Here is a 19601-nt window from a genome sequence, read left to right on the forward strand (position 1 = left end):
AAGTCGGGTTGCATGGGCAGCGGGGAAGCAGGCGGTCAGAGCCGCTTGTCCAGGCGCCGGGCAAGGTAGGAGCCGCTGAGCTGGACGACGGTGACCAGCAGGATCATCAGGAGAATGGCCGTGATCATGAGGGGCGTTTCGTAGCGGTAGTAGCCGTACCGGATCGCAAAGTCACCGATTCCGCCGCCGCCCACCAGGCCTGCCATCGCCGAGTAGGAGACGAAGCTGACGGTCATGATGGTGATGGAGCTGACCAGCCCGGGTTTGGCTTCCACAATGAGCACGTCGCGGACGATCTGGGACCGGCTGGCCCCCATGGACCGGGCGGCCTCCACCACTCCGCCGCCAAGCTGGCTGAGGTTCTGTTCCACGAACCGGGCGAAGTAGGGGATGGCGTTGATGGTTAGCGGGACGATGACAGCTGCGGTGCCGATGGTGGTGCCGACGATGAACCGTGTCACCGGAATGATCGCGATGAGCAGGATCAGGAACGGGAACGACCGGACGAGGTTGACCAGGCCGTCCAGGACGCGGTGCAGCTTGGGTTTGTGCTTGAGCCCGTTCGGACCGATGGTGTACAACAAAATGCCCAGCGGTGTCCCCAGGAGCACGGCCAGCGGGATGGCGACGAGCAGCATGGTGAGCGTTTGCCCCATGGCCGTTGCGATTTCCGGCAGGACTTCAAGGATGCGGTCAAACATGAATCAGTCCTTCCGATGGGATCGCGGCAGGCACCTCGGCGGGGACGGCCCGTGCGGAGCGCTCCAGCTGGATTTTGTCGGAGATCAGGTAGCGCCCGATTGAGGTTGCCGGGTGGAAACCCGGCCGTTCCAGTTCGATGAGGTCGAATTGCTCCACGACGCGGCCGTCTTCCATGACCGCCACGTTGTCAGCGATGGCTTTGATGACGTTCATTTCGTGGGTGACCACCACGATCGTGATGCCGAACTTGGCGTTAACGTCCGCCAGGTACTGAAGCACGGACGACGTCGTACGGGGGTCAACTGCCGACGTCGGCTCGTCGCAGAGCAGCACTTTCGGTTCCGTGGCGAGCGCCCGGGCGATGGCCACCCGCTGTTTCTGGCCGCCGGAGAGTTTCGCAGGATAACTTGCCGCCTTGTCGGCCAGGTCCACAATATCCAGGGTCTCGGCGGCCCGGCGGCGGCGTTCCGCCTTCCCGACGCCGGCGAATTTGAGGGACAGTTCGACGTTTTCCTGGGCCGTCAGGTTGTTGAGCAGGTTGAAGTGTTGAAAGATCATTCCGATGCCGTGCCGGCTGTTCCTCAGTTCCCTGTCGGAGAGGGACATCAGGTCCACCCCGTCCACGAGGACGCGTCCCGACGTCGGGCGTTCAAGCAGGTTGATGTTGCGCAGCAGCGTGGACTTGCCGGCGCCGGAGAATCCGATGATGCCCTGGATACTGCCCCGCTTGATCCGCAGGCTGACATCATCGACGGCGGTAAAGGTGGTTCCGGCCGACGTGAAAGAGGTGGTGACATTCTGGACTTGAATCACAGGTCCCCACCTGCTGTCCGGGCTGGTGTTGGGTTGATGCGTGGGTTCATGATTTCCTCCGGGGTTCACCCAAGGAAGGCCCTGTGGTCCGGCACCAGGGCAGCGCCAAGCTCGGGCTGTTGGTGCCTAGAACACGTGGTTCTCCATCGGTCCTGGCGGTAGCACCGTCCTCAAAGGAGGGGGTTGCTGCGGCGTCACAGAGCCAGATCTCTCAGCCGCTCGGGATGGTTACACCACGAATCTCGCACACGCCGCGGCGGCTTGCGAAGCGGTGCGTCACACGCCGTAAAGGGCGCGTCATACGCGCCCTCACACGGCAGCCCGGCGCGTGGGACGCGGGCCCGCCGCCAGCTGGCCGGCTGTCAGAGGCCGAGGCGCGGCGCTTCCTGCGCGGGGCACGCGTTCATAATGACGTCCAGGCCGGCTGCCTTCGCCCGGGCCGCGGCAGCTTCGTCGATGACGCCCAGCTGCAGCCAGACGGCCTTCGCGCCGACGGCGATCGCCTGGTCGATGACGTCCCCCACTTTCCGGGAGTTCACGAAGCAGTCCACGACGTCGAGTGGGTGCTTGGACGCCGGAATGTCCGCGAGGCTGGAGTAGCCGGTCTCGCCATGGACGTCATCCCCCGGAAGGTTGACCGGAATGATCTCCATCCCCAGCCGGTCCCGGACTAACAGCGCAACATCGTAGGCGGCCCGCCATTCATTGGTGCTCAGGCCCACTATGGCCCACCTGCCCTTGGTGCGCAGGAGCCGTTCGAGTACTGCGGGATCGTTGACATGGGTCATGCGCCAAGCCTACTTCCCGCCGCCAGCGGCAGCACGGCACGAATGCAGCCGGACGAGGCTGCCGAAGATTCGACTGACGCGGCAGACCAGCCAAACGCGTGTCCGAATATTACGCGGCTCATTTGGCCTAATTCGTCCTTTCGGTTTTAGTAGGTAGTGACCATCCCGAGCGGCCGAGAGACCTGGATCGATGAAGCCGCAGCAACCCCCTCCCTTGAGGACGGTGCTACTGCCAGGACCGATGGAGTAACTCTATGACTGCTGTCCTGTACCCGACCTCCCCCGCGGCACCCGCAGACGTCCCTGTCGGCTGGCCCAGTTCCCCGGCACTGCCCGTGTCCTTCCGCTCCCTGCGGCGCACCTTTGGGTCCGGACCCGCGGCGCACACCGTCCTGCGGGACATCAGCTTTGACGTCCGCGCCGGTGAAGTCCTCGCCATCCTCGGCCCATCCGGCTGCGGGAAGTCCACCTTGCTGCGGGCCGCTGCGGGCCTGGACGCCCCGAGCTCCGGCAGTGTCGAGATTGGCGGCGTCCCGGTGCAGGGCGTCGATTCCCGCTGCGCCTTCGCGTTCCAGGAGCCACGCCTGCTGCCGTGGCATACTTTGCAGGCAAATATCGCTATCGGCCTGCCCGCCGCCACCAGCGCCCGGGACGGCAAGGCCAAGGTGGCCCGGCTCCTTGAACTCGTGGGACTTCACGACTTCGCCAAGCACCGGCCGCGCGAAGTCTCCGGGGGCATGGCCCAGCGCGCCGCTCTGGCCCGCGCACTGGCCCGCAACCCCGGAGTCCTGCTGCTCGATGAGCCGTTCGGCGCCCTCGACGCCCTGACCAGGATCAAGATGCAGGACCTGCTGCTGGAGGTCCACCGGGCCGAGCCGACCACAGTTTTGCTCGTAACCCACGACGTCGACGAGGCACTGCAACTCGCCGACCGCATCATCGTCCTGGGCAGCGATCCCCAGTCCCCCGCCGGAGCCGGCGAATCAGAGGTGCCGTCAACGGACCCGGCAGTTGCTCCGGCGCCCGGCGCTGCAATTGTCCGCACCGTCGTCGTCCCCGGCGAACGCCCCCGCGACCGGGCCTCGGCCGAGCTGGCCCGAATGCGCGCCTCGCTCCTGGCCAGTCTCGGCGTCGACGGTCACTGACCGCCTGCACTGTCCGGGCCCGCCGCCCTTCCGGACCTTCCGGCCGCCCATTCCGGCCCGGCTCCCCTGCTCTTTCCCCGCACCGCTCGCACCCGTTCTCGAAGGAACCCCATGCCTTTCGCACGCAAAACCACCCGCCGTTCACTCCTCACCGCCGCTGCCGTCTCCGCCGCCCTGGCGCTCACCGGCTGCGTCGCCGGTGAAGGCTCAGGCGGCCAGCAGGCGGCCAATGCCGCCGCTGCCGGCAGCGGCACCCTGAACATCGACTTCGCCACCTACAACCCGCTAAGCCTGGTGATCAAGAAGAAGGGCTGGCTCGAAGCCGCCCTCAAGGACCAGGGCGTAAGCGTCAAATGGGTCCAGTCGGCCGGGTCCAACAAGGCCAACGAAGCCCTGCGCTCCGGCGCGGTCGACGTCGGCTCCACCGCCGGCTCGGCCGCCCTCCTGGCCAAGGCCAACGGCTCACCGATCAAGACCATCGACATCTACTCCCAGCCGGAGTGGGCCGCCCTGGTCACCAAGGCCGGCAGCGGCATCAGCACCGTGGCCGATCTCAAGGGGAAGTCCGTGGCGGCCACCAAGGGCACCGACCCGTACTTCTTCCTGCTGCAGTCCCTGTCTGAGGCCGGCCTGTCCGCCAAGGACGTCACCGTGCAGAACCTCCAGCACGCCGACGGCCGCGCAGCACTCGAGAACGGCTCCGTGGATGCCTGGTCCGGCCTCGATCCGATCATGGCCGGGGCGGAGCAAAAGGGCGCCAAGCTGTTCTACCGGAATCTTTCTTTCAACACCTACGGCTTCCTCAACGCCACGGAAGCCTTCCTCAAGGACAAGCCGAAGCAGGCCCAGGCCGTCGTCAACGCGTACGAGAAGGCCCGCGCCTGGGCCGTCGCCAACCCGGACGAGACCGCCCAGATCCTCGCGGATGCGGCCAGCCTGGACCCCGCCGTCGCGAAGACCGTGGTGCTGCAGCGCAGCAACCTCGACGTCGACCCGGCCCCGGGCGAGGCGCAGCGCAAGGTCTTGGCCAAGATCGGCCCGACCTTCGTGGAGACCGGAGACGTCGCGAGCCAGCAGCAGATCGACGACGCCGTCGCGTCCCTGCTCGATGACTCGCTGGTGAAGAAGGCGGACCCGTCCGCCATCAAGGACTCCTGATGACACAGCTCGGAACCCCTGGCCTTGCCAGTAACAGAGTTACGCACGGCCGCGCTGCAACCGCGCCCGCAACCCCGGCAGATGCCGCACGGCCAACCACCGCCCCCGCCTCGGCTGGCGATGGGTCCCCGGCGAACGGATGGTCGCCCAACGGGATCCTGACCAGCGGCTGGGCGCGGCTGCTGCTTGGACTGGTCATTCCGGCAGCGGTGCTGGCCGCCTGGCAGCTCTCCACCGCTGCCGGAATGTTCAGCGCGGTGCAGCTTCCTCCGCCGGCCATGGTGCTGGAGGCAGGCCTTGACCTGCTGCAGCGCGGACAGCTCGGCCAGCACGTCGCCATCTCCACCCAGCGCGTGCTGATCGGCTTCGCCGCCGGGGCGGCGCTGGGCCTGGTGCTCGGTTCGCTGGTGGGCCTGTCCCGGTTCGCCGATGCCCTGCTCGCCCCAACGATCGGCGCGCTCCGGGCGGTACCCTCCCTGGCGTGGGTTCCGTTGCTCATCCTCTGGATGAAAATCGGTGAGGACTCCAAGATCACCTTGATCCTGATCGGCGCGTTCTTCCCGGTCTTCACCACGGTCTCGCTGGCGCTGCGCCACGTGGACCGGAACCTGGTTGAGGCGGCCCGGGCCTTCGGGCTCAAGGGCGTGAGGCTGCTGACGACGGTGCAGCTGCCCGCCGTGGTGCCGGCGGTGTTCTCCGGGCTGCGGCTGGCCCTGGCGCAGGCGTGGCTGTTCCTGGTGGCGGCCGAGCTGATCGCCTCCTCGATGGGCCTCGGTTTCCTGCTCACCGACTCCCAAAACAACGGCCGAACGGACCGGCTCCTGCTGGCCATCGTGCTACTCGCGGTGATCGGCAAGGCCACCGACGCCCTGCTGGGGCTTGCCGAGAAATGGGCGGTGAAACGGTGGGCGTAACGCTGACTGAATCCCCCGTGCGGGTCCCGCTGACCGAGGACGAGCGGATCGCGTTCTGGGAAGCGGCCGCCCTGCGGCTGGACTGGGAAGAAGTACCGGGCGGATCGTCCAGCACCGGCAAGCCCTGGCACACGGCGCACCGGTTCATCCCGGCCGATGCGCAGGCCGGAGCCGGCCCGCAGATCAGCTGGTTCGACGGCGGACGGCTTAACGTCGCCTATAACTGCGTCGACCGCCATGTAGCGGCGGGACGCGGAGACAAGGTGGCCCTGTTTTTTGAGGGCGAGCCGGGCGACCGCCGGACCATCACCTACGTGGACCTGCAGCGCGAGGTCTCCAAGGCCGCCAACGCCCTGCTGGACCTGGGGATCGGCAAGGGCGACCGGGTGGTCATCTACCTGCCGGTGATTCCGGAAACGGTGATCATCACCCTGGCCGTGGCACGGATCGGGGCCATCCACTCCTTGGTTTTCGGCGGCTTCTCAGCCGAGGCGCTGAGGTTCCGCGTGGAGGATACCGGCGCCAAGCTGCTGGTCACGACCGACGGCCAGTTCCGCCGCGGCGTTGCCGTCTCGGTCAAGGAGAACGCGGACGCCGCCGTCGCCGGGGACAACGCGATCGAGCACGTCCTCGTGGTCAACCGCACGACCGCACCGGAGCAGCTGGACACCGTCCCGATGACCGCCGGCAGGGATCTCTGGTGGCACGACGCCGTCGCGCACGTCTCAGACGTGCACGAACCCGAGGCGTTCGACGCCGAGACACCGCTGTTCATCATGTACACCTCCGGGACCACCGGCAAGCCCAAGGGCCTGGTGCACACCTCCGGCGGCTACCTCACCCAGGCCTCCTGGAGCTTTGAACACCTCTTCAGCAACCCCGACCCCGCACTGCGGGACTCAGATGTCCACTGGTGTACGGCAGATCTGGCCTGGGTCACGGCACATACCTACGAGCTCTACGGTCCGCTGTCCAACGGCGCCACCCAGGTGATCTTCGAGGGCACCCCCAACACCCCGCATCCGGGCCGGCACTTCGAAGTCATCGAGCGTTACCGGGTCACGCAGTACTACACCGCGCCTACCCTGGTCCGTTCCCTAATGGGCTGGTTCCCGGACGGCGTCCCTGACACGTACGACCTGTCCTCGATCCGCCTGCTTGGCACGGTGGGAGAAGCCGTCAACCCGGAAGCGTGGCGTTGGTTCCGCAGCCACATCGGTGCCGGCACCGCGCCGGTGGTCGACACCTGGTGGCAGTCCGAAACCGGCGCCACGATCCTCTCCCCCGCCCCGACCGACACCGAGTTCAAGCCCGGCTGCGCCGCGCGGCCGCTGCCCGGCGTCGGCACCCGGGTCGTGGACGAGGCAGGCAACACGGTCCCGCCCGGCGTGCACGGCTTCATCGTGGTGGACGCCCCGGGCCCCGCGATCGCCCGCACGGTGTGGGGCAACCCACGCCGCTACTTCGACTCCTACTGGCGGCAGTACCAGGACCAGGGCTGGTTCCTCGCCGGCGACGGCGCCAAGTACGACGACGACGGCGACATCTGGATCCTCGGCCGGGTGGACGACACCCTCAACGTCTCCGGGCACCTGCTGTCCACCATCGAGATCGAGTCGGCCCTCGTGACCCACCCGGATGTCGTGGAGGCCGGCGTCTGCCCCGTCGCGGACCCCAAGACCGGCCACGCGATCGTCGCGTTCGTGGTTCTGCAGGGTGCGGCTGCGATTTCCTCGGTAGCCGCGCATCGCGCGAGCGAGGACATCGCCGCCGACCTCCGCGACCACGTCGCCAAGGCGATCGGGCCGATCGCCAAGCCACGCGACGTCGTCGTTGTGGCCGATGTGCCGAAGACCCGCAGCGGCAAGATCATGCGGCGGCTGCTGACCCAGCTGTTCGAGGGCACCGAGCTCGGCGACACCACGTCACTGCAGAACGAACCCTCGATCGCCGGCATCCAGCAGGTGCTGCGTGAGCGCCTGACACCTGAGAAATACCAGAAGTAAGGAATACCCATGACTGACATCAGCAGCGTCGCCCGCCTGTCCGAACCGCTCAAGTTCGCGTACTGGGTCCCCAACGTCTCCGGCGGTCTGGTGGTTTCCACCATCGAACAGCGCACCGGCTGGGACTTTGAGTACAACAAGAAGCTGGCCCGCATCGCGGAGAACTCCGGCTTCGAATACGCCCTCACCCAGACCCGCTACGCCGCTTCCTACGGCGCGGACAAGCAGCATGAAGCCACCTCCTTCAGCCTCGGCCTGCTGGCCGCGACCGAACGGCTCAAGGTGATCGCCGCCGTCCACCCGGGGATGTGGCACCCGGGGGTGCTGGCGAAGTACCTGATCACCGCGGACCACATCTCCAATGGCCGGGCCGCCGTGAATGTCGTGTCCGGCTGGCTCAAGGCGGAGTTCGAGAACTTCGGCCTCGAATGGCTTGAACACGACGAGCGCTACGTCCGGACCGAGGAGTTCATCCGGATACTGCGCGGGCTGCTAACGGAAAAGAACTTCAGCCAGTCCGGCAAGTACTACAACATCAACGATTTCACGCTGCAACCGGCCCCGGTGGACGTGCCCGGCCGGGCCCACCCGGAGATCTTCTTCGGCGGCAACTCCACTGCGGCGCAGGCCACGGCGGGCCGGGTTGCGGACTGGTACTTCTCCAACGGCAAGGACCTTGAGGGCTTCAAGGACAACATCGTCGGCGTGGTGGCCGCTGCGGGCGAGGCCCGGCGGGGGTCCGAAGGCGCGCTGGCGGCGCCGAAATTCGGCCTGAACGGGTTCGTCATCGCCCGGGATTCCGAGAAGGAAGCCCGCGACACCCTCCGGGAGATCGTCGCGAAGGCGCACAAGCCCGCCGTCGAGGGTTTCCGCGACGCGGTCCAGGAAGCCGGCGCGTCCACCAAGGACGGCAAGGGCATGTGGGCCGACTCCAGCTTCGAGGACCTGATCCAATACAACGACGGGTTCAAGACCCAGCTGATCGGCACCCCGGAGCAGATCGCGGAGCGGATCGTGGAGTACAAGAAGATCGGCGTGAACCTGCTCCTCACCTGCTACCTTCATTTTCAGGAGGAAGTCGCCGCCTTCGGCCAGGACGTCCTGCCGATCGTGCGCGAACTCGAGGCTGACCTCGCCCGCAAGCACGGCACGGAGCTTGTCCCCACCACCGGCACTCCGGCAACCAAGATTGAGGTAAACGCATAATGGCCGACCGTACCTTCGGGTTCCGCACCCGCGCCCTGCACGCCGGGGGCACCCCCGACGCCGAGCACGGCGCCCGTGCGGTGCCGATCTACCAGACCACGTCCTTCGTCTTCAAGGACACCCAGGACGCCGCCAGCCTCTTTGCCCTGCAGAAGTACGGCAACATTTACTCCCGGATCGGCAACCCCACGGTCGCCGCGTTCGAGGAACGGGTCGCGTCCCTTGACGGCGGCATCGGCGCTGTCGCGACGTCGTCGGGCATGGCCGCGGAGTTCATCACCTTCGCTGCGCTGACCCAGGCCGGTGACCACATTGTGGGCCTCCTCCCAGCTGTACGGCGGCACGGTCACCCAGCTGGACGTCACGCTGCGCCGCTTCGGCGTGGACACCACGTTCGTGCCGGGCACCGACCCGGCCGACTACGCCGCCGCGATCCGGGAGAATACCAAGGCGATCTTCGTCGAGGTCGTGGCCAACCCGTCGTCGGAGGTCCAGGACCTGGCGGGGCTGGCGCAGGCAGCGCACGACGCCGGCATCCCGCTCGTCGTCGACGCCACCCTGAGCACCCCCTACCTAGTGCGGCCGATCGAGCACGGCGCGGACATCGTCATCCACTCCGCCACGAAGTTCCTCGGCGGACACGGCACCACCCTGGGCGGCGTCATCGTCGAAAGCGGCCGGTTCAACTGGGGCAACGGCAAGTTCCCCACCATGACGGAGCCGGTGGCCTCCTACGGCAACGTCTCCTGGTGGGGAAACTTCGGCGAGTACGGCTTCCTCACCAAGCTGCGCTGCGAGCAGCTGCGTGACATCGGTCCCGCGCTCTCACCGCAGTCGGCGTTCCAGCTGCTGCAGGGGGTGGAGACCCTTCCGCAGCGCCTCGATGAACACCTCAAGAACGCGCAGGCCGTGGCCGAGTGGCTTGAAGCCGACGAGCGCATCGCCTACGTGAACTATTCCGGACTGCCCTCCCACCCGCACTTCGAGCGGGCACGCAAGTACCTGCCGCTGGGGCCGGGCTCGGTGTTCTCCTTCGGGGTGAAGGGCGGCCGCGCCGCGGGCCAGAAATTCATCGAATCCCTGCAGCTGGCCTCGCACCTGGCCAACGTCGGCGACTCCCGGACCCTGGTGATCCACCCCGGCTCCACCACCCACCAGCAGCTCAGCCCGGAGCAGCTCGAGTCCGCGGGCGTGCCGGAAGACCTGGTCCGGATCTCGGTGGGTCTGGAGGACATCGAGGACATCCTCTGGGACCTCGACCAAGCCCTCGACGCCGCCTCGGCCTTTGGGGCCGAGGGGTCCCCCGCAGCCGGTGCCGATGCATTCTCGGCCGACACCTGCACGATCGGAGCAAACGCATGAGCAGCGAAGAAACCCGCACCTGGACCGGACCGTCCGCGCCGGAGCGGCTGAATCTGCTGCGGCAGGCAAAATCCATCGCCATTGTGGGCGCGTCCGACAAGCCCTCACGGGCGAGCTACTTTGTGGCGACGTACCTGCAGTCCTCCACCCGCTACAAGCTGTACTTCGTAAACCCGGTAGTCAAGGAGATCCTGGGCCAGCCGACGTACGCCTCGCTCGCGGATCTGCCGGAGAGCCCGGACATCGTGGACGTCTTCCGCAAGCACGACGACCTGCCCGGAGTCCTCGACGAGGCCATCGCCGCCGGCGCCAAGACGCTCTGGCTGCAACTGGGCTCGTGGCACGAGGACGTGGCGAAGGAAGCCGAAGCCGCCGGCCTCGACGTCGTGATGGACCGCTGCGTGAAGATCGAGCACGCCCGTTTTCACGGCGGGCTTCACCTGGCGGGCTTCGCCACCGGCGTCATCTCCTCCAAGCGGCAGGTCCTCGCCTAAAGCCGCGCGGCACCTCAAGCCGTTACAGGGAGGACTGCGCCGGGCCGCCGCAGGAGGTCGGCCGCGCAGGCCCGGCTAGGAGCCCGGGACCGTGGACGGGACTTCCGGAACCCCCGGGACCGTCGGGAGCGGACTGACTGGAATGCCGCGCCCGTTCTTGCCTTGGAAACCCGGCACGGCCGGGCGCTTGTCAGGCGTGGGAAGCACCCCGTCACGGCCGACCGCAGGAGGCGTCAGGGCCGGAGCGGGGTGTTGCGGCGCCGGGACGGTTGCTACCGGCGACGGCGGCGCCGGGACAGCAGCGCCGGGGGCGGCAGCGGCGGGAGCAGGGGCGGTTCTGGCCGGCGAAGTTTCGACCGGAACGGGCCACTGGGCAGCCGGAATGTCCGTGGGCGCGGTCCCGGCGGGCTTAGGCGCCGGGGCGGGCGTCGGCGTCGGTGCTCCCGGCTTGAAAATGACGGTGAACGTGTGACCCAGGTTCTCTCGGAAGTCCTGACTGGAGGCGGCCACGGCACCGGCACCCAGGCTCATGGCGCCGACGACGGCGCCGCCGATCAAGGCCATCCGGCGTTTGCGGTTGCGGCGATCCGCCAAATTCGGCACGCTCGCGGTGGTGGTGCCGGTATCGGTGTCGGCCGGTGCGCCAGCCTCGGCCGGTGCGCCGGTTACTGCGGGGACGCCGGCCGTCAGCAACGCCGCGAGGTCGCTGCGGGGCACGGGCGCCTCGTCCGGGACCAGGGTCTGGAGTTTTTCGAGGGTGCTGCGGAGCTCGACGGCATCTTCGAGGCCGGAATCACGGAGCATCGCCTGGATGCTGCCATCCTGCTGGGGGTTGCGCGTGCCGGTCATGATGCTGCGTGGTCCTTTTCGGTTACCAGTTCGCGCAGGGCAGTGAGCCCGCGCCGCTGAAGCTGCTTGATGGCACCCGGGGTCTTGCCCATGATGCCGGCCACCTGTTCGATGGAAAGGTCCGCGATGATCCGCAGGACCAAGACCTCCCGTTGCTCCTCGTTGAGCCGGGAAAGTGTGTGGGTCAGGCCGCCGAGCGATCCGAGGGCTTCGTCTTCCGCGGAGGCAGTTAGCCGCGCGTCGTTCAGCGGGTCGTACTCTGCCAGGTGCGGCGTCCGTTCGGAGCGCCTGTGGTGGTCAACCAGCCTGGCATGGGCCACGGAAAAGATGAAGGTCCGCAGACCCTTCTGGCCGCCGGTGATGCCTGCGAGTTTCGGCAGTACATCGACGAAGACGTCCTGGGTCAGCGCCTCGGCGTCGTCGACGCCTTTGGCCCGGAAATAGCCAAGCACCGCGGGGGAAACCACAGTGTAGACAGCGCTGAAGCCCGAGGGGTCGCCAGCGAGCGCGGCTGACAGTTCGTCATCGCTCAGCTGGTCTGCCAAGAGGCGTTCCTTCCGTTACTGCAGGGGGTGCGGCCCCCGATAGCTTAGTGGCCGCACCCCGTCACCTCCGAAGAGAGGCGTTCCGTCTTACTTGTCGAGCTTCGGCAGCTCGACCGACGGTTTGGCCGGAACGGCCGGGACAGCGCGCGTGGCCGCTCCGCCGTCAGCGGCGGGGATAGCCGGGGTGGCTACAGTCACGCCGGCGTGGGCCTTGGCTTCGGCAGCACCCTTGGCGTTGGCAGCGCCGGCGGCACCGGCTACGGAGGCGTCAACAGCGGCGCCGTCCTCGTCGGCGGTGACGGAGCCCTCGGCGGTGCCTTCGGCGTCTTCGGTGCCCTCGACAGCGGCGTCGCCCTTGGCAGCGCCGTCAACGTTCGGAACGGCAGGGGCGGCCGGAACAGCCGGAACGGCCGGGGTGGCGGGAACTGCGGGCAGCTCCGTGGCCGGAGCGGCGGGAACAGCGGGGGTGGCGGGCGTAGCCTGGTTCACTTCAGCCTGCTGGGTGTTGGAAACCTGGGCCGCGTTGGCCAGGCCGATTCCGGAGAAACCTCCGACCGCGAGAATCGCGGCGCCGACAGCAATCTTGGTGGTCTTGCTAACACTCTTCATGAAAAACGTACATCCTTTGGTTGGTTGAAGGCTGGCCGGCGCCTGATGGGGGCAGGCGCCGGCCTGCACTTGCACTCGAGGTCCGGTCGGCTCCTGATGGGGCAGGTGCCGGCCGGATCCTTCTTTCGAAGCCCGCGGCGCCCGATGGGGCAGGCGCGCGTCGGATCTTTCCCTGTAAGGCCGGTCGTCCGTGGTGGGGGGACCAGGTTCCGTTTGGCGCTTACAAAGCTGTAATCGCCGGGACGCCCCGAAAGGTTACGCAGGGACCGGAATTTCTTTTTTCTTACCGCAACCCGCGCAAAACGACGGCGGCGACCCACCTTCCCGGGTGGGCCGCCGCCGTCGTGGGTCTGCGGGTCCTGTGCTGGCGCTGAGGCCAGCGGTACTAGTCGTTGATCAGGTCGTTGACGACAATGGTCTGGTCGCGGTCCGGGCCGACGCCGATCGCGGAGAAGCGGGTGCCGGAGAGCTTCTCGAGCGCCAGCACGTAGTTCCGGGCGTTCTCCGGCAGGTCGTCCAGGGTGCGGGCGCCGGTGATGTCCTCGGTCCAGCCTTCGAAGTACTCGAAAATCGGCTTGGCGTGGTGGAACTCGGTCTGGGTCATCGGCATCTCGTCGTGCCGGACGCCGTCGACGTCGTAGGCCACGCACACCGGGATCTGCTCGATGCCGGTGAGTACGTCGAGCTTGGTGACGAAGTAGTCGGTGAAGCCGTTGACCCGGGAGGCGTGGCGGGCCAGCACGGCGTCGTACCAGCCGCAGCGCCGCGGGCGGCCGGTGTTGACGCCGAACTCGCCGCCGGTCTTCTGCAGGTACACGCCCATCTCGTCGAACAGTTCGGTGGGGAACGGCCCGGCGCCGACGCGGGTGGTGTACGCCTTGATGATGCCGATCGACCGGGAAATCCGGGTGGGGCCGATACCCGAGCCCACGGACGCGCCGCCGGCGGTCGGGTTTGAGGAGGTCACGAACGGGTAGGTGCCGTGGTCGACGTCGAGGAACGTGGCCTGGCCGCCCTCCATGAGGACCACCTTGCCCTCGTCGAGCGCCTTATTCAGCACAAAGGTGCTGTCGATGACCAGCGGGCGGAGGCGTTCGGCAAAGGACAGGAAGTAGTTCACGATCTCATCCACCTCGATGTCGCGGCGGTTGTAGACCTTGACCAGCAGTTCGTTCTTCTGCCGCAGCGAGCCTTCGACCTTCTGCCGCAGGATGGACGCGTCGAAGACGTCCTGGACGCGGATGCCGAGGCGGGCCACTTTGTCCATGTAGGCCGGTCCGATGCCGCGGCCGGTGGTGCCGATCGCACGGCTGCCGAGGAAGCGCTCGGTGACCTTGTCCAGCACCTGGTGGTACGGGGCCACGAGGTGGGCGTTGGCCGAGACGCGCAGCTTGGAGGTGTCCGCGCCGCGGGCCTCGAGGCCGTCGATCTCCTGGAAAAGGGCTTCAAGGTTCACCACACAGCCGTTGCCGATCACCGGGACCGCGTTGGGGCTCAGGATGCCGGCCGGAAGGAGCTTCAGCTCATACTTCTCACCGCCCACGACGACGGTGTGGCCGGCATTGTTGCCGCCGTTTGGCTTAACGACGTAGTCGACTCGCCCACCGAGCAAGTCGGTGGCCTTACCTTTGCCTTCGTCGCCCCATTGGGCTCCGACGATCACGATTGCTGGCATGGGATCCTCCCCCATTCGTTCGGGCCAAGCTCCGTATGAGCCACCGGGCTTGATCCACCAGGTGGTCAGCGCAGCTCAGCGCCGTTCATGAGAATGCCCCGAATCTACCGCTGTGCGCAGTACCACCACGATCTGTACCACCAACGCCGGAGTCCGGGGCTCTTACCACCCAAGTTTAGCCGAAGTCGGCGTCCGGCACCTTTTTTGGCCGCCACGGGACGGCGACACATACCGGCAACTACTTGCGGGACGGCCCGCAGTGGAATTAAGTGAGAGTGACCATCCCGAGCGGCCGAGGGACCTGGACCGTTGACGCCGCAGCAACCGCGCCGGACCGGCCCGCTTCGTGCGGGCGCCGGAACCGTCGACGGTGCTACCGCCAGGACCGATGGAAAGGAAGACCGCCATGTCCGAAAACGCGCCGTCCCCCAGCACAGCGGACCACAGCACCGACCACATCCGTGTCACCCACGCAGGTTCCCTGCCCCGCACCCCGGAGTTGATCGCCGCGAACGAGGCGAAGGAAGCCGACGGGATCACGGCCGAGTTCCTGGACCTGCTGGAGACCTCAGTGGTTGACGTGGTGCAACGGCAGAAGGACCTCGGAATCGACATCGCCAACGACGGCGAGTACGGGCACACCATGTCCAGCTCGGTCGACTACGGCGCCTGGTGGAACTACTCCTTCTCCCGGCTCGGCGGCCTCGAGCCGACCGACGTGGACCGCTGGGCGGACGCCAAGGTGCGCCGGTCCTCACCCGGGCACATCGTCCTGACTTCGTTCCCGGACCGCCGGGACCGGCAGTTGTTCAATGACGCCTACAACGACCCCTCCTCCGGGATCTTGGCGCACCGGAAGAGTGTCACCCAGCCCAAAATCGCCGGCCCGCTGACCTACACCGGGCAGGCGCTTGTCGCCTCGGACATCGCCAACCTCAAAACCGGCCTGGCCGCGGCCGGGCTGGCGGAGGGGTTCGTGGCTTCCCTCTCCCCCGGCTCCTGCGCACGGGTTGCGAACGAGTACTACCAAAGCGATGAGGAGCTGCTCTACGCCTGCGCCGACGCGATGCGGGAGGAGTACAAGGCAATCATCGATGCTGGCCTCACGGTCCAGCTCGACGACCCGTCCCTGGCCGAAAGCTGGGACCAGATCAACCCCGAGCCGAGTCTGGCGGACTACCTGAAGTTCATCCAGCTCCGGGTCGAAGCCACAAACTGGGCGCTGCGGGACCTGCCGCAGGAGAAGATCCGGCTGCACGTCTGCTGGGGCTCCTGGCACGGCCCGCACACCACGGACATCCCCTTCGCGGACATCATCGACTCGGTCCTGCAAGTTAACGCCGGCGCGTACTCCTTCGAGGCGGCCAACGTGCGGCACGAGCACGAGTGGCGTGTCTGGGAGGACACCAAGCTGCCGGAGGGCAAATCCATCATCCCCGGCGTCGTATCCCATGCCACCAACGTCGTGGAGCACCCCGACCTGGTCGCAGACCGGATCGTGCGCTTCGCGGAACTCGTCGGCCGGGAAAACGTGATTGCTTCGACTGACTGTGGCCTGGGCGGCCGGGTCCACCCGCAAATCGCGTTCGCCAAGCTGGAAGCGCTCGGCGAGGGTGCCAGGCGGGCCACTAAGCGGCTCTGGTAGCCGCGAGGGCCGGGCTGCTACCGGGAGCAGGCCGGCCTTCCGGGCCTACTCGGCGGGCATTTCGCCGGGCTTGATAGACTGGTAAAGACCGAACAGGAATCGGTCCACACCACATTTTCAAACCACACCGGCCGCAGCGCGCCCTTCCTTTGGCGTGCCCGCAGCGGGGTGGCAGCTTTACCAATCCCGCAGGAGACCCAGCAATATATGACAGCCCTGGCCACTGAAAATTTCCGCGAACAGCTCCTGAGCCGCCGTTACGAAGCTAACGTCGCGCCGGTCAACGAACTGTGCGACACCCTGCAGACCGCCAAGACTGGTACCGCCGTCCCCTATGTGGACCCCGCGCACGACGTTGACGAGTGCCGCATCGTCAGCCTGTACTCCAACATCGGGCTTGCCGATCCGTCCGGCTTCATCACTGCCGGCGACGAGGAAGCCGCCACCCGCATGCTCGGCATCCAGTGGAAACTGGGCCTGCGCCCCGAGTTCGTCATGCCGTGGAACGTCCACCCCTGGCACGTGCCCGGTGAGCCGAACGGCAAGTTCACCCCGGACCAGATCTCCGCCGGCCTGAAGCCGCTGCTGAAGTTCCTCGCCCTGGTCCCGCGGGCCTCCGTCATCGTCGCGCACGGCACCGAAGCCAACCGGCTGGCCAACCTGCTGCTCAAGACCGAGGTGCCGATGATCTGGCGCCGCGGCCTCAAGACGTACAAGGTCCGCTCGCTCAGCGGCCGCGCCTTCGCCGGCACCCCGGCCCGCCAGGAGCAGTACCTTGAGGAAATGCGCGTCGCGTACGCCGACGCCATGGCCCGCACCGGCCTGGCTAAGGCCTGATCCCCCACTCGCAAGTAAACGACGACGGCGGGCGCCCACCTTTCGGTGAGAGCCCGCCGACGTCATTTAACCCGTTGCCTGGCGGGTGAGCTCAGCCTACGCTTCGATGGCCGCCTTGGCGGTGGGGTCCGAATCGTTGAGGAACTTCTCGATCCGCTCCGGCTCCTCGGCCTCGCCGATCGCCGCCGAAGCCCGGCCCAGGGAGTACAGCGCGCGCAGGAATCCGCGGTTCGGTTCGTGCTCCCACGGAATCGGGCCGACGCCACGCCACCCGTTGCGCCGCAACGAATCCAGGCCGCGGTGGTAGCCGACCCGGGCATAGGCGTAGGAATCGATGGTGCGGCCCTCGGACCAGGCTTCCTCGGCCAGAACGGCCCAGAGCAGTGACGAGGTCGGGTACTTCTCCACCAGGTCCAGCGCTTCCTGGCCCGCGTCCAGGCCGGCGTTGACCTCTGTCTCGGCGGGCAGCAGCGTCGGCTCGGGACCCATCAGGTTCCGGCGGAATTCGTCCGACACGGCTAGAAGGTCTTGCCGGTGGAACCGAGCTGCTGGGCAGCCTCAACCACGCGGGCGGCCAGGCCCGCCTCGGCGGAGGCGCCCCAGACCCGTGGGTCGTACATCTTCTTGTTGCCGACCTCACCGTCGACCTTCAGCACGCCGTCGTAGTTGCGGAACATGTGGTCCGCGACCGGGCGGGTGTAGGCGTACTGGGTGTCGGTGTCGATGTTCATCTTGATCACACCGTAGGAGACGGCGTCGGCGATTTCCTGCTCGGAGGAGCCGGAACCGCCGTGGAAGACGAGGTCGAACGGGCTGGTCTTGCCGATCTTGGCACCGACCTGCTCCTGGATGTCCTTGAGGATCTCCGGGCGCAGCTTCACGCCGCCGGGCTTGTAGACGCCGTGCACGTTACCGAAGGTCAGGGCCGTGATGTAGCGGCCGTTCTCGCCGGTGCCGAGCGCGTCGATGGTCGCGAGGGCGTCCTCGACCGTGGTGTAGAGCTTTTCGTTGATGGCGTTCTCGACGCCGTCTTCCTCGCCGCCGACCGTGCCGATCTCAACTTCGAGGATCATCTTGGCAGCAGCGGTGCGCTGGAGCAGGTCACGCGCGATCCGCAGGTTGTCCTGCAGGGTCTCGGCGGAGCCGTCCCACATGTGCGAGTTGAACAGCGGGTTGCGGCCGGCCTTGACCTCGGCCTCGGATGCGGCGAGCAGCGGCATGACGAAGCCGTCCAGCTTGTCCTTCGGGCAGTGGTCAGTGTGCAGGGCGATGTTCACGCCGTAATTCTTGGCGACCTCGCGGGCGAACGCGGCGAAGCCGAGGGAACCGGCGACCATGTCCTTGGTGGAGGCGCCCGACCAGTAGGCCGCGCCGCCGGTGGAGACCTGGACGATGCCGTCGGACTCGGCCTCGGCGAAGCCGCGGAGGGCGGCGTTCAGGGTCTGGGAGGACGTGACGTTGACGGCCGGGAACGCGAAGCCGCCCGTCTTGGCGCGGTCGATCATCTCGGAGTAAATCTCTGGCGTTGCAATGGGCATGCTGACTCCTAAAGTGAATTTCGTCTGCGGGCTGGGTTGACCCTGGGGTGAACCTCGTCGGCTAGAACCCATCCTAGCCATTCGTGTGCCGCCGCAGTGGTTCCGGTCACGCCCGGGCTGTAACACTGGCCGCCGACCCTGCCGCGCGCCGAGTTTGCATTTCGCGGCAGTCCCGCGACCCGACCCCGCGCCGAGTTTGCATTTCGCGGCAGTCCCGGAGCCCGACATTGCCGTGAAGTGTCAACTCGCGGGCCAGCCGCGACTCTCCAGCGCGCTGCGGACCTTGCGCAGGGCTGCCGGATGCCCGCCCTCCAGATCCAGCCGGGAGACGCGGACCTCCAGCCAGCCCAAGCGAAGCGCCGTGTCGGCCCGGCGAATGTCCCGGAGATACTGGTCCTCCCCGTTGTGGTGGACGCCTTCGTATTGGAGCGCAATGCGCCGGCGCGGGTAGGCGGCGTCCGGCCACAGGACGGCGGCGCCGTTGCCGCCCCACTGGTCCTCCTCCCGGACCACGTGGTTCAGTACGGGCTCGGGCAGCCCGGACCGAACGAGCAGCAGGCGGAGCCGCGTCTCGGGCGGCGAATCGGCACCTACCCGGACGAGTTCGACGGCGGCCCGCGCCTTCCGCACTCCACGGCTTCCCGGGTGCCGCGCCACCATCTCCCGCAGATCCTCGATGCCGCATAGGGCCGCCCGGGGAACGGGAAACTCTGGACCGTGCGCACAGACCAAGGAATCCCCCGCGGCCACCAGGTCGTCGATGTCGAGGACCGAGGCGAGGTCGAGCCAGGTCCGGGCAGGCGAGGTGAGCCGCACGCCGTCGAGCTCTACCACTTCGTCCGGAAGCAGGCTCAGCTGGTGGCCCACAACGTTGGCCCGGCGGGGCGTGCTGCGGCCCCGGGGCCGGGCAAGGTGGATCCGCCAGTCCACCTCGAGGCGGCCGGAAAGGGGTGCACGCCAAAGACGCGCCGCCGACGCGAGGGTGAGGATGCAGTCGTCGTCGAGGTCGGTGTAGGCCCGCAGCGCCGCGGGACCGGCCGCAGCCGAGCGCACCGGCACCCGGATGCCGCGGGAGACGGTCACCAGGTCGCTGGCCGCGGTGCGCGTGCGAGTGACGCCGGCCTTGTCCACGGCACGTAACGAAAACGAACCAGTGGCCAGGTGGAGTGGAAGCGGTGCCCTGCGCATGGCCCATTCTGGCGGTTTTCGCCAGGTCCGGCTGGAGTTTTCCACAGCCCGCGCTCCTTGGCCGCGCCGAGTTTGCATTTCGCGGCAGTGTCTGCCGCCGGCATTGCCGTGAAGTGCAAACTCGACG

18 protein-coding genes, 1 pseudogene and 2 riboswitches are annotated in these 19601 nt (G+C 67.4%); of the genes and pseudogenes, 9 read left to right on the top strand and 10 right to left on the bottom strand.

The window, feature by feature from the left end:
- Nucleotides 1–35 precede the first annotated feature (35 nt).
- The 3 genes from QFZ61_RS01885 to QFZ61_RS01895 form a co-directional block, all read right to left on the bottom strand.
- Entirely contained in the window at nt 36–701 is a 666-nt protein-coding gene (locus QFZ61_RS01885; RefSeq protein ID WP_307032800.1) for a methionine ABC transporter permease, read from the bottom strand.
- Nucleotides 694–1515, bottom strand: a complete 822-nt coding sequence (locus tag QFZ61_RS01890; RefSeq protein ID WP_307032802.1) for a methionine ABC transporter ATP-binding protein — start codon at nt 1513–1515, stop codon at nt 694–696. Before QFZ61_RS01890 ends, QFZ61_RS01885 begins: the two co-directional genes overlap by 8 nt.
- 140 nt (nt 1516–1655) lie before the next feature.
- Nucleotides 1656–1746: riboswitch (SAM riboswitch) on the bottom strand.
- A 131-nt stretch (nt 1747–1877) separates the two neighbouring features.
- Entirely contained in the window at nt 1878–2303 is a 426-nt protein-coding gene (locus QFZ61_RS01895) for a CoA-binding protein (protein ID WP_307032804.1), read from the bottom strand.
- Between the two features lie 157 nt (nt 2304–2460).
- A riboswitch (SAM riboswitch) is annotated at nt 2461–2551 on the top strand.
- 6 nt (nt 2552–2557) lie between these two features.
- Between QFZ61_RS01895 and QFZ61_RS01900 the strand changes: the two genes are divergently transcribed.
- The 7 genes and pseudogenes from QFZ61_RS01900 to QFZ61_RS01930 all read left to right on the top strand — a co-directional run bounded on the left by QFZ61_RS01900 (nt 2558) and on the right by QFZ61_RS01930 (nt 10588).
- Nucleotides 2558–3448 (top strand): ABC transporter ATP-binding protein, encoded by an 891-nt coding sequence (locus QFZ61_RS01900; RefSeq protein ID WP_307032806.1) that lies wholly within the window; start codon nt 2558–2560, stop codon nt 3446–3448.
- A 111-nt stretch (nt 3449–3559) separates the two neighbouring features.
- A complete protein-coding gene (locus QFZ61_RS01905) occupies nt 3560–4606 on the top strand; it encodes an aliphatic sulfonate ABC transporter substrate-binding protein (RefSeq protein WP_307032807.1) in 1047 nt (348 codons plus the stop codon).
- Nucleotides 4606–5520, top strand: coding sequence for an ABC transporter permease (locus tag QFZ61_RS01910; RefSeq protein WP_307032809.1), 915 nt, complete (start codon nt 4606–4608; stop codon nt 5518–5520). Before QFZ61_RS01905 ends, QFZ61_RS01910 begins: the two co-directional genes overlap by 1 nt.
- Entirely contained in the window at nt 5496–7526 is a 2031-nt protein-coding gene (gene acs / locus QFZ61_RS01915; RefSeq protein ID WP_307032810.1) for an acetate--CoA ligase, read from the top strand. Before QFZ61_RS01910 ends, acs begins: the two co-directional genes overlap by 25 nt.
- 9 nt (nt 7527–7535) lie before the next feature.
- The gene (sfnG, locus tag QFZ61_RS01920; protein ID WP_307032812.1) at nt 7536–8732 is read left to right on the top strand and encodes a dimethylsulfone monooxygenase SfnG; all 1197 of its coding nucleotides are present in this window, start codon (nt 7536–7538) and stop codon (nt 8730–8732) included.
- A pseudogene (locus QFZ61_RS01925) lies at nt 8732–10094 on the top strand (O-acetylhomoserine aminocarboxypropyltransferase/cysteine synthase family protein). The gene sfnG and the pseudogene QFZ61_RS01925 overlap by 1 nt, the downstream one beginning before the upstream one ends.
- Complete coding sequence (locus QFZ61_RS01930) at nt 10091–10588, top strand: CoA-binding protein (RefSeq protein ID WP_307032814.1); 498 nt, start codon at nt 10091–10093, stop codon at nt 10586–10588. Before QFZ61_RS01925 ends, QFZ61_RS01930 begins: the two are co-directional and overlap by 4 nt.
- Nucleotides 10589–10663: 75 nt before the next feature.
- Here the strand turns inward: QFZ61_RS01930 and QFZ61_RS01935 are convergent, their stop codons facing one another.
- The 4 genes from QFZ61_RS01935 to QFZ61_RS01950 all read right to left on the bottom strand — a co-directional run bounded on the left by QFZ61_RS01935 (nt 10664) and on the right by QFZ61_RS01950 (nt 14266).
- Nucleotides 10664–11437, bottom strand: coding sequence for a hypothetical protein (locus QFZ61_RS01935; RefSeq protein ID WP_307032816.1), 774 nt, complete (start codon nt 11435–11437; stop codon nt 10664–10666).
- Nucleotides 11434–11982 (bottom strand): RNA polymerase sigma factor, encoded by a 549-nt coding sequence (locus QFZ61_RS01940; protein ID WP_307032817.1) that lies wholly within the window; start codon nt 11980–11982, stop codon nt 11434–11436. Before QFZ61_RS01940 ends, QFZ61_RS01935 begins: the two co-directional genes overlap by 4 nt.
- An 87-nt stretch (nt 11983–12069) precedes the next feature.
- Complete coding sequence (locus QFZ61_RS01945) at nt 12070–12591, bottom strand: hypothetical protein (protein WP_307032819.1); 522 nt, start codon at nt 12589–12591, stop codon at nt 12070–12072.
- 385 nt (nt 12592–12976) lie between these two features.
- Nucleotides 12977–14266, bottom strand: a complete 1290-nt coding sequence (locus QFZ61_RS01950; RefSeq protein ID WP_307032821.1) for an adenylosuccinate synthase — start codon at nt 14264–14266, stop codon at nt 12977–12979.
- Between the two features lie 406 nt (nt 14267–14672).
- Between QFZ61_RS01950 and QFZ61_RS01955 the strand changes: the two genes are divergently transcribed.
- Nucleotides 14673–15911, top strand: coding sequence for a cobalamin-independent methionine synthase II family protein (locus tag QFZ61_RS01955; RefSeq protein WP_307032823.1), 1239 nt, complete (start codon nt 14673–14675; stop codon nt 15909–15911).
- Nucleotides 15912–16118: 207 nt separating this feature from the next.
- Complete coding sequence (locus QFZ61_RS01960; RefSeq protein WP_307032825.1) at nt 16119–16748, top strand: uracil-DNA glycosylase; 630 nt, start codon at nt 16119–16121, stop codon at nt 16746–16748.
- Nucleotides 16749–16844: 96 nt separating this feature from the next.
- Here the strand turns inward: QFZ61_RS01960 and QFZ61_RS01965 are convergent, their stop codons facing one another.
- The 3 genes from QFZ61_RS01965 to QFZ61_RS01975 form a co-directional block, all read right to left on the bottom strand.
- Complete coding sequence (locus QFZ61_RS01965; protein WP_307032827.1) at nt 16845–17264, bottom strand: DUF3151 domain-containing protein; 420 nt, start codon at nt 17262–17264, stop codon at nt 16845–16847.
- A gap of 2 nt (nt 17265–17266) precedes the next feature.
- A complete protein-coding gene (fbaA, locus tag QFZ61_RS01970) occupies nt 17267–18286 on the bottom strand; it encodes a class II fructose-bisphosphate aldolase (protein ID WP_307032829.1) in 1020 nt (339 codons plus the stop codon).
- A 240-nt stretch (nt 18287–18526) separates the two neighbouring features.
- Nucleotides 18527–19474, bottom strand: coding sequence for a hypothetical protein (locus QFZ61_RS01975; protein WP_307032831.1), 948 nt, complete (start codon nt 19472–19474; stop codon nt 18527–18529).
- Between the last annotated feature and the right edge of the window lie 127 nt (nt 19475–19601).

Origin of the sequence: Arthrobacter sp. B3I4 (genome assembly GCF_030816855.1) — a bacterium.
GTDB lineage: Bacteria > Actinomycetota > Actinomycetes > Actinomycetales > Micrococcaceae > Arthrobacter.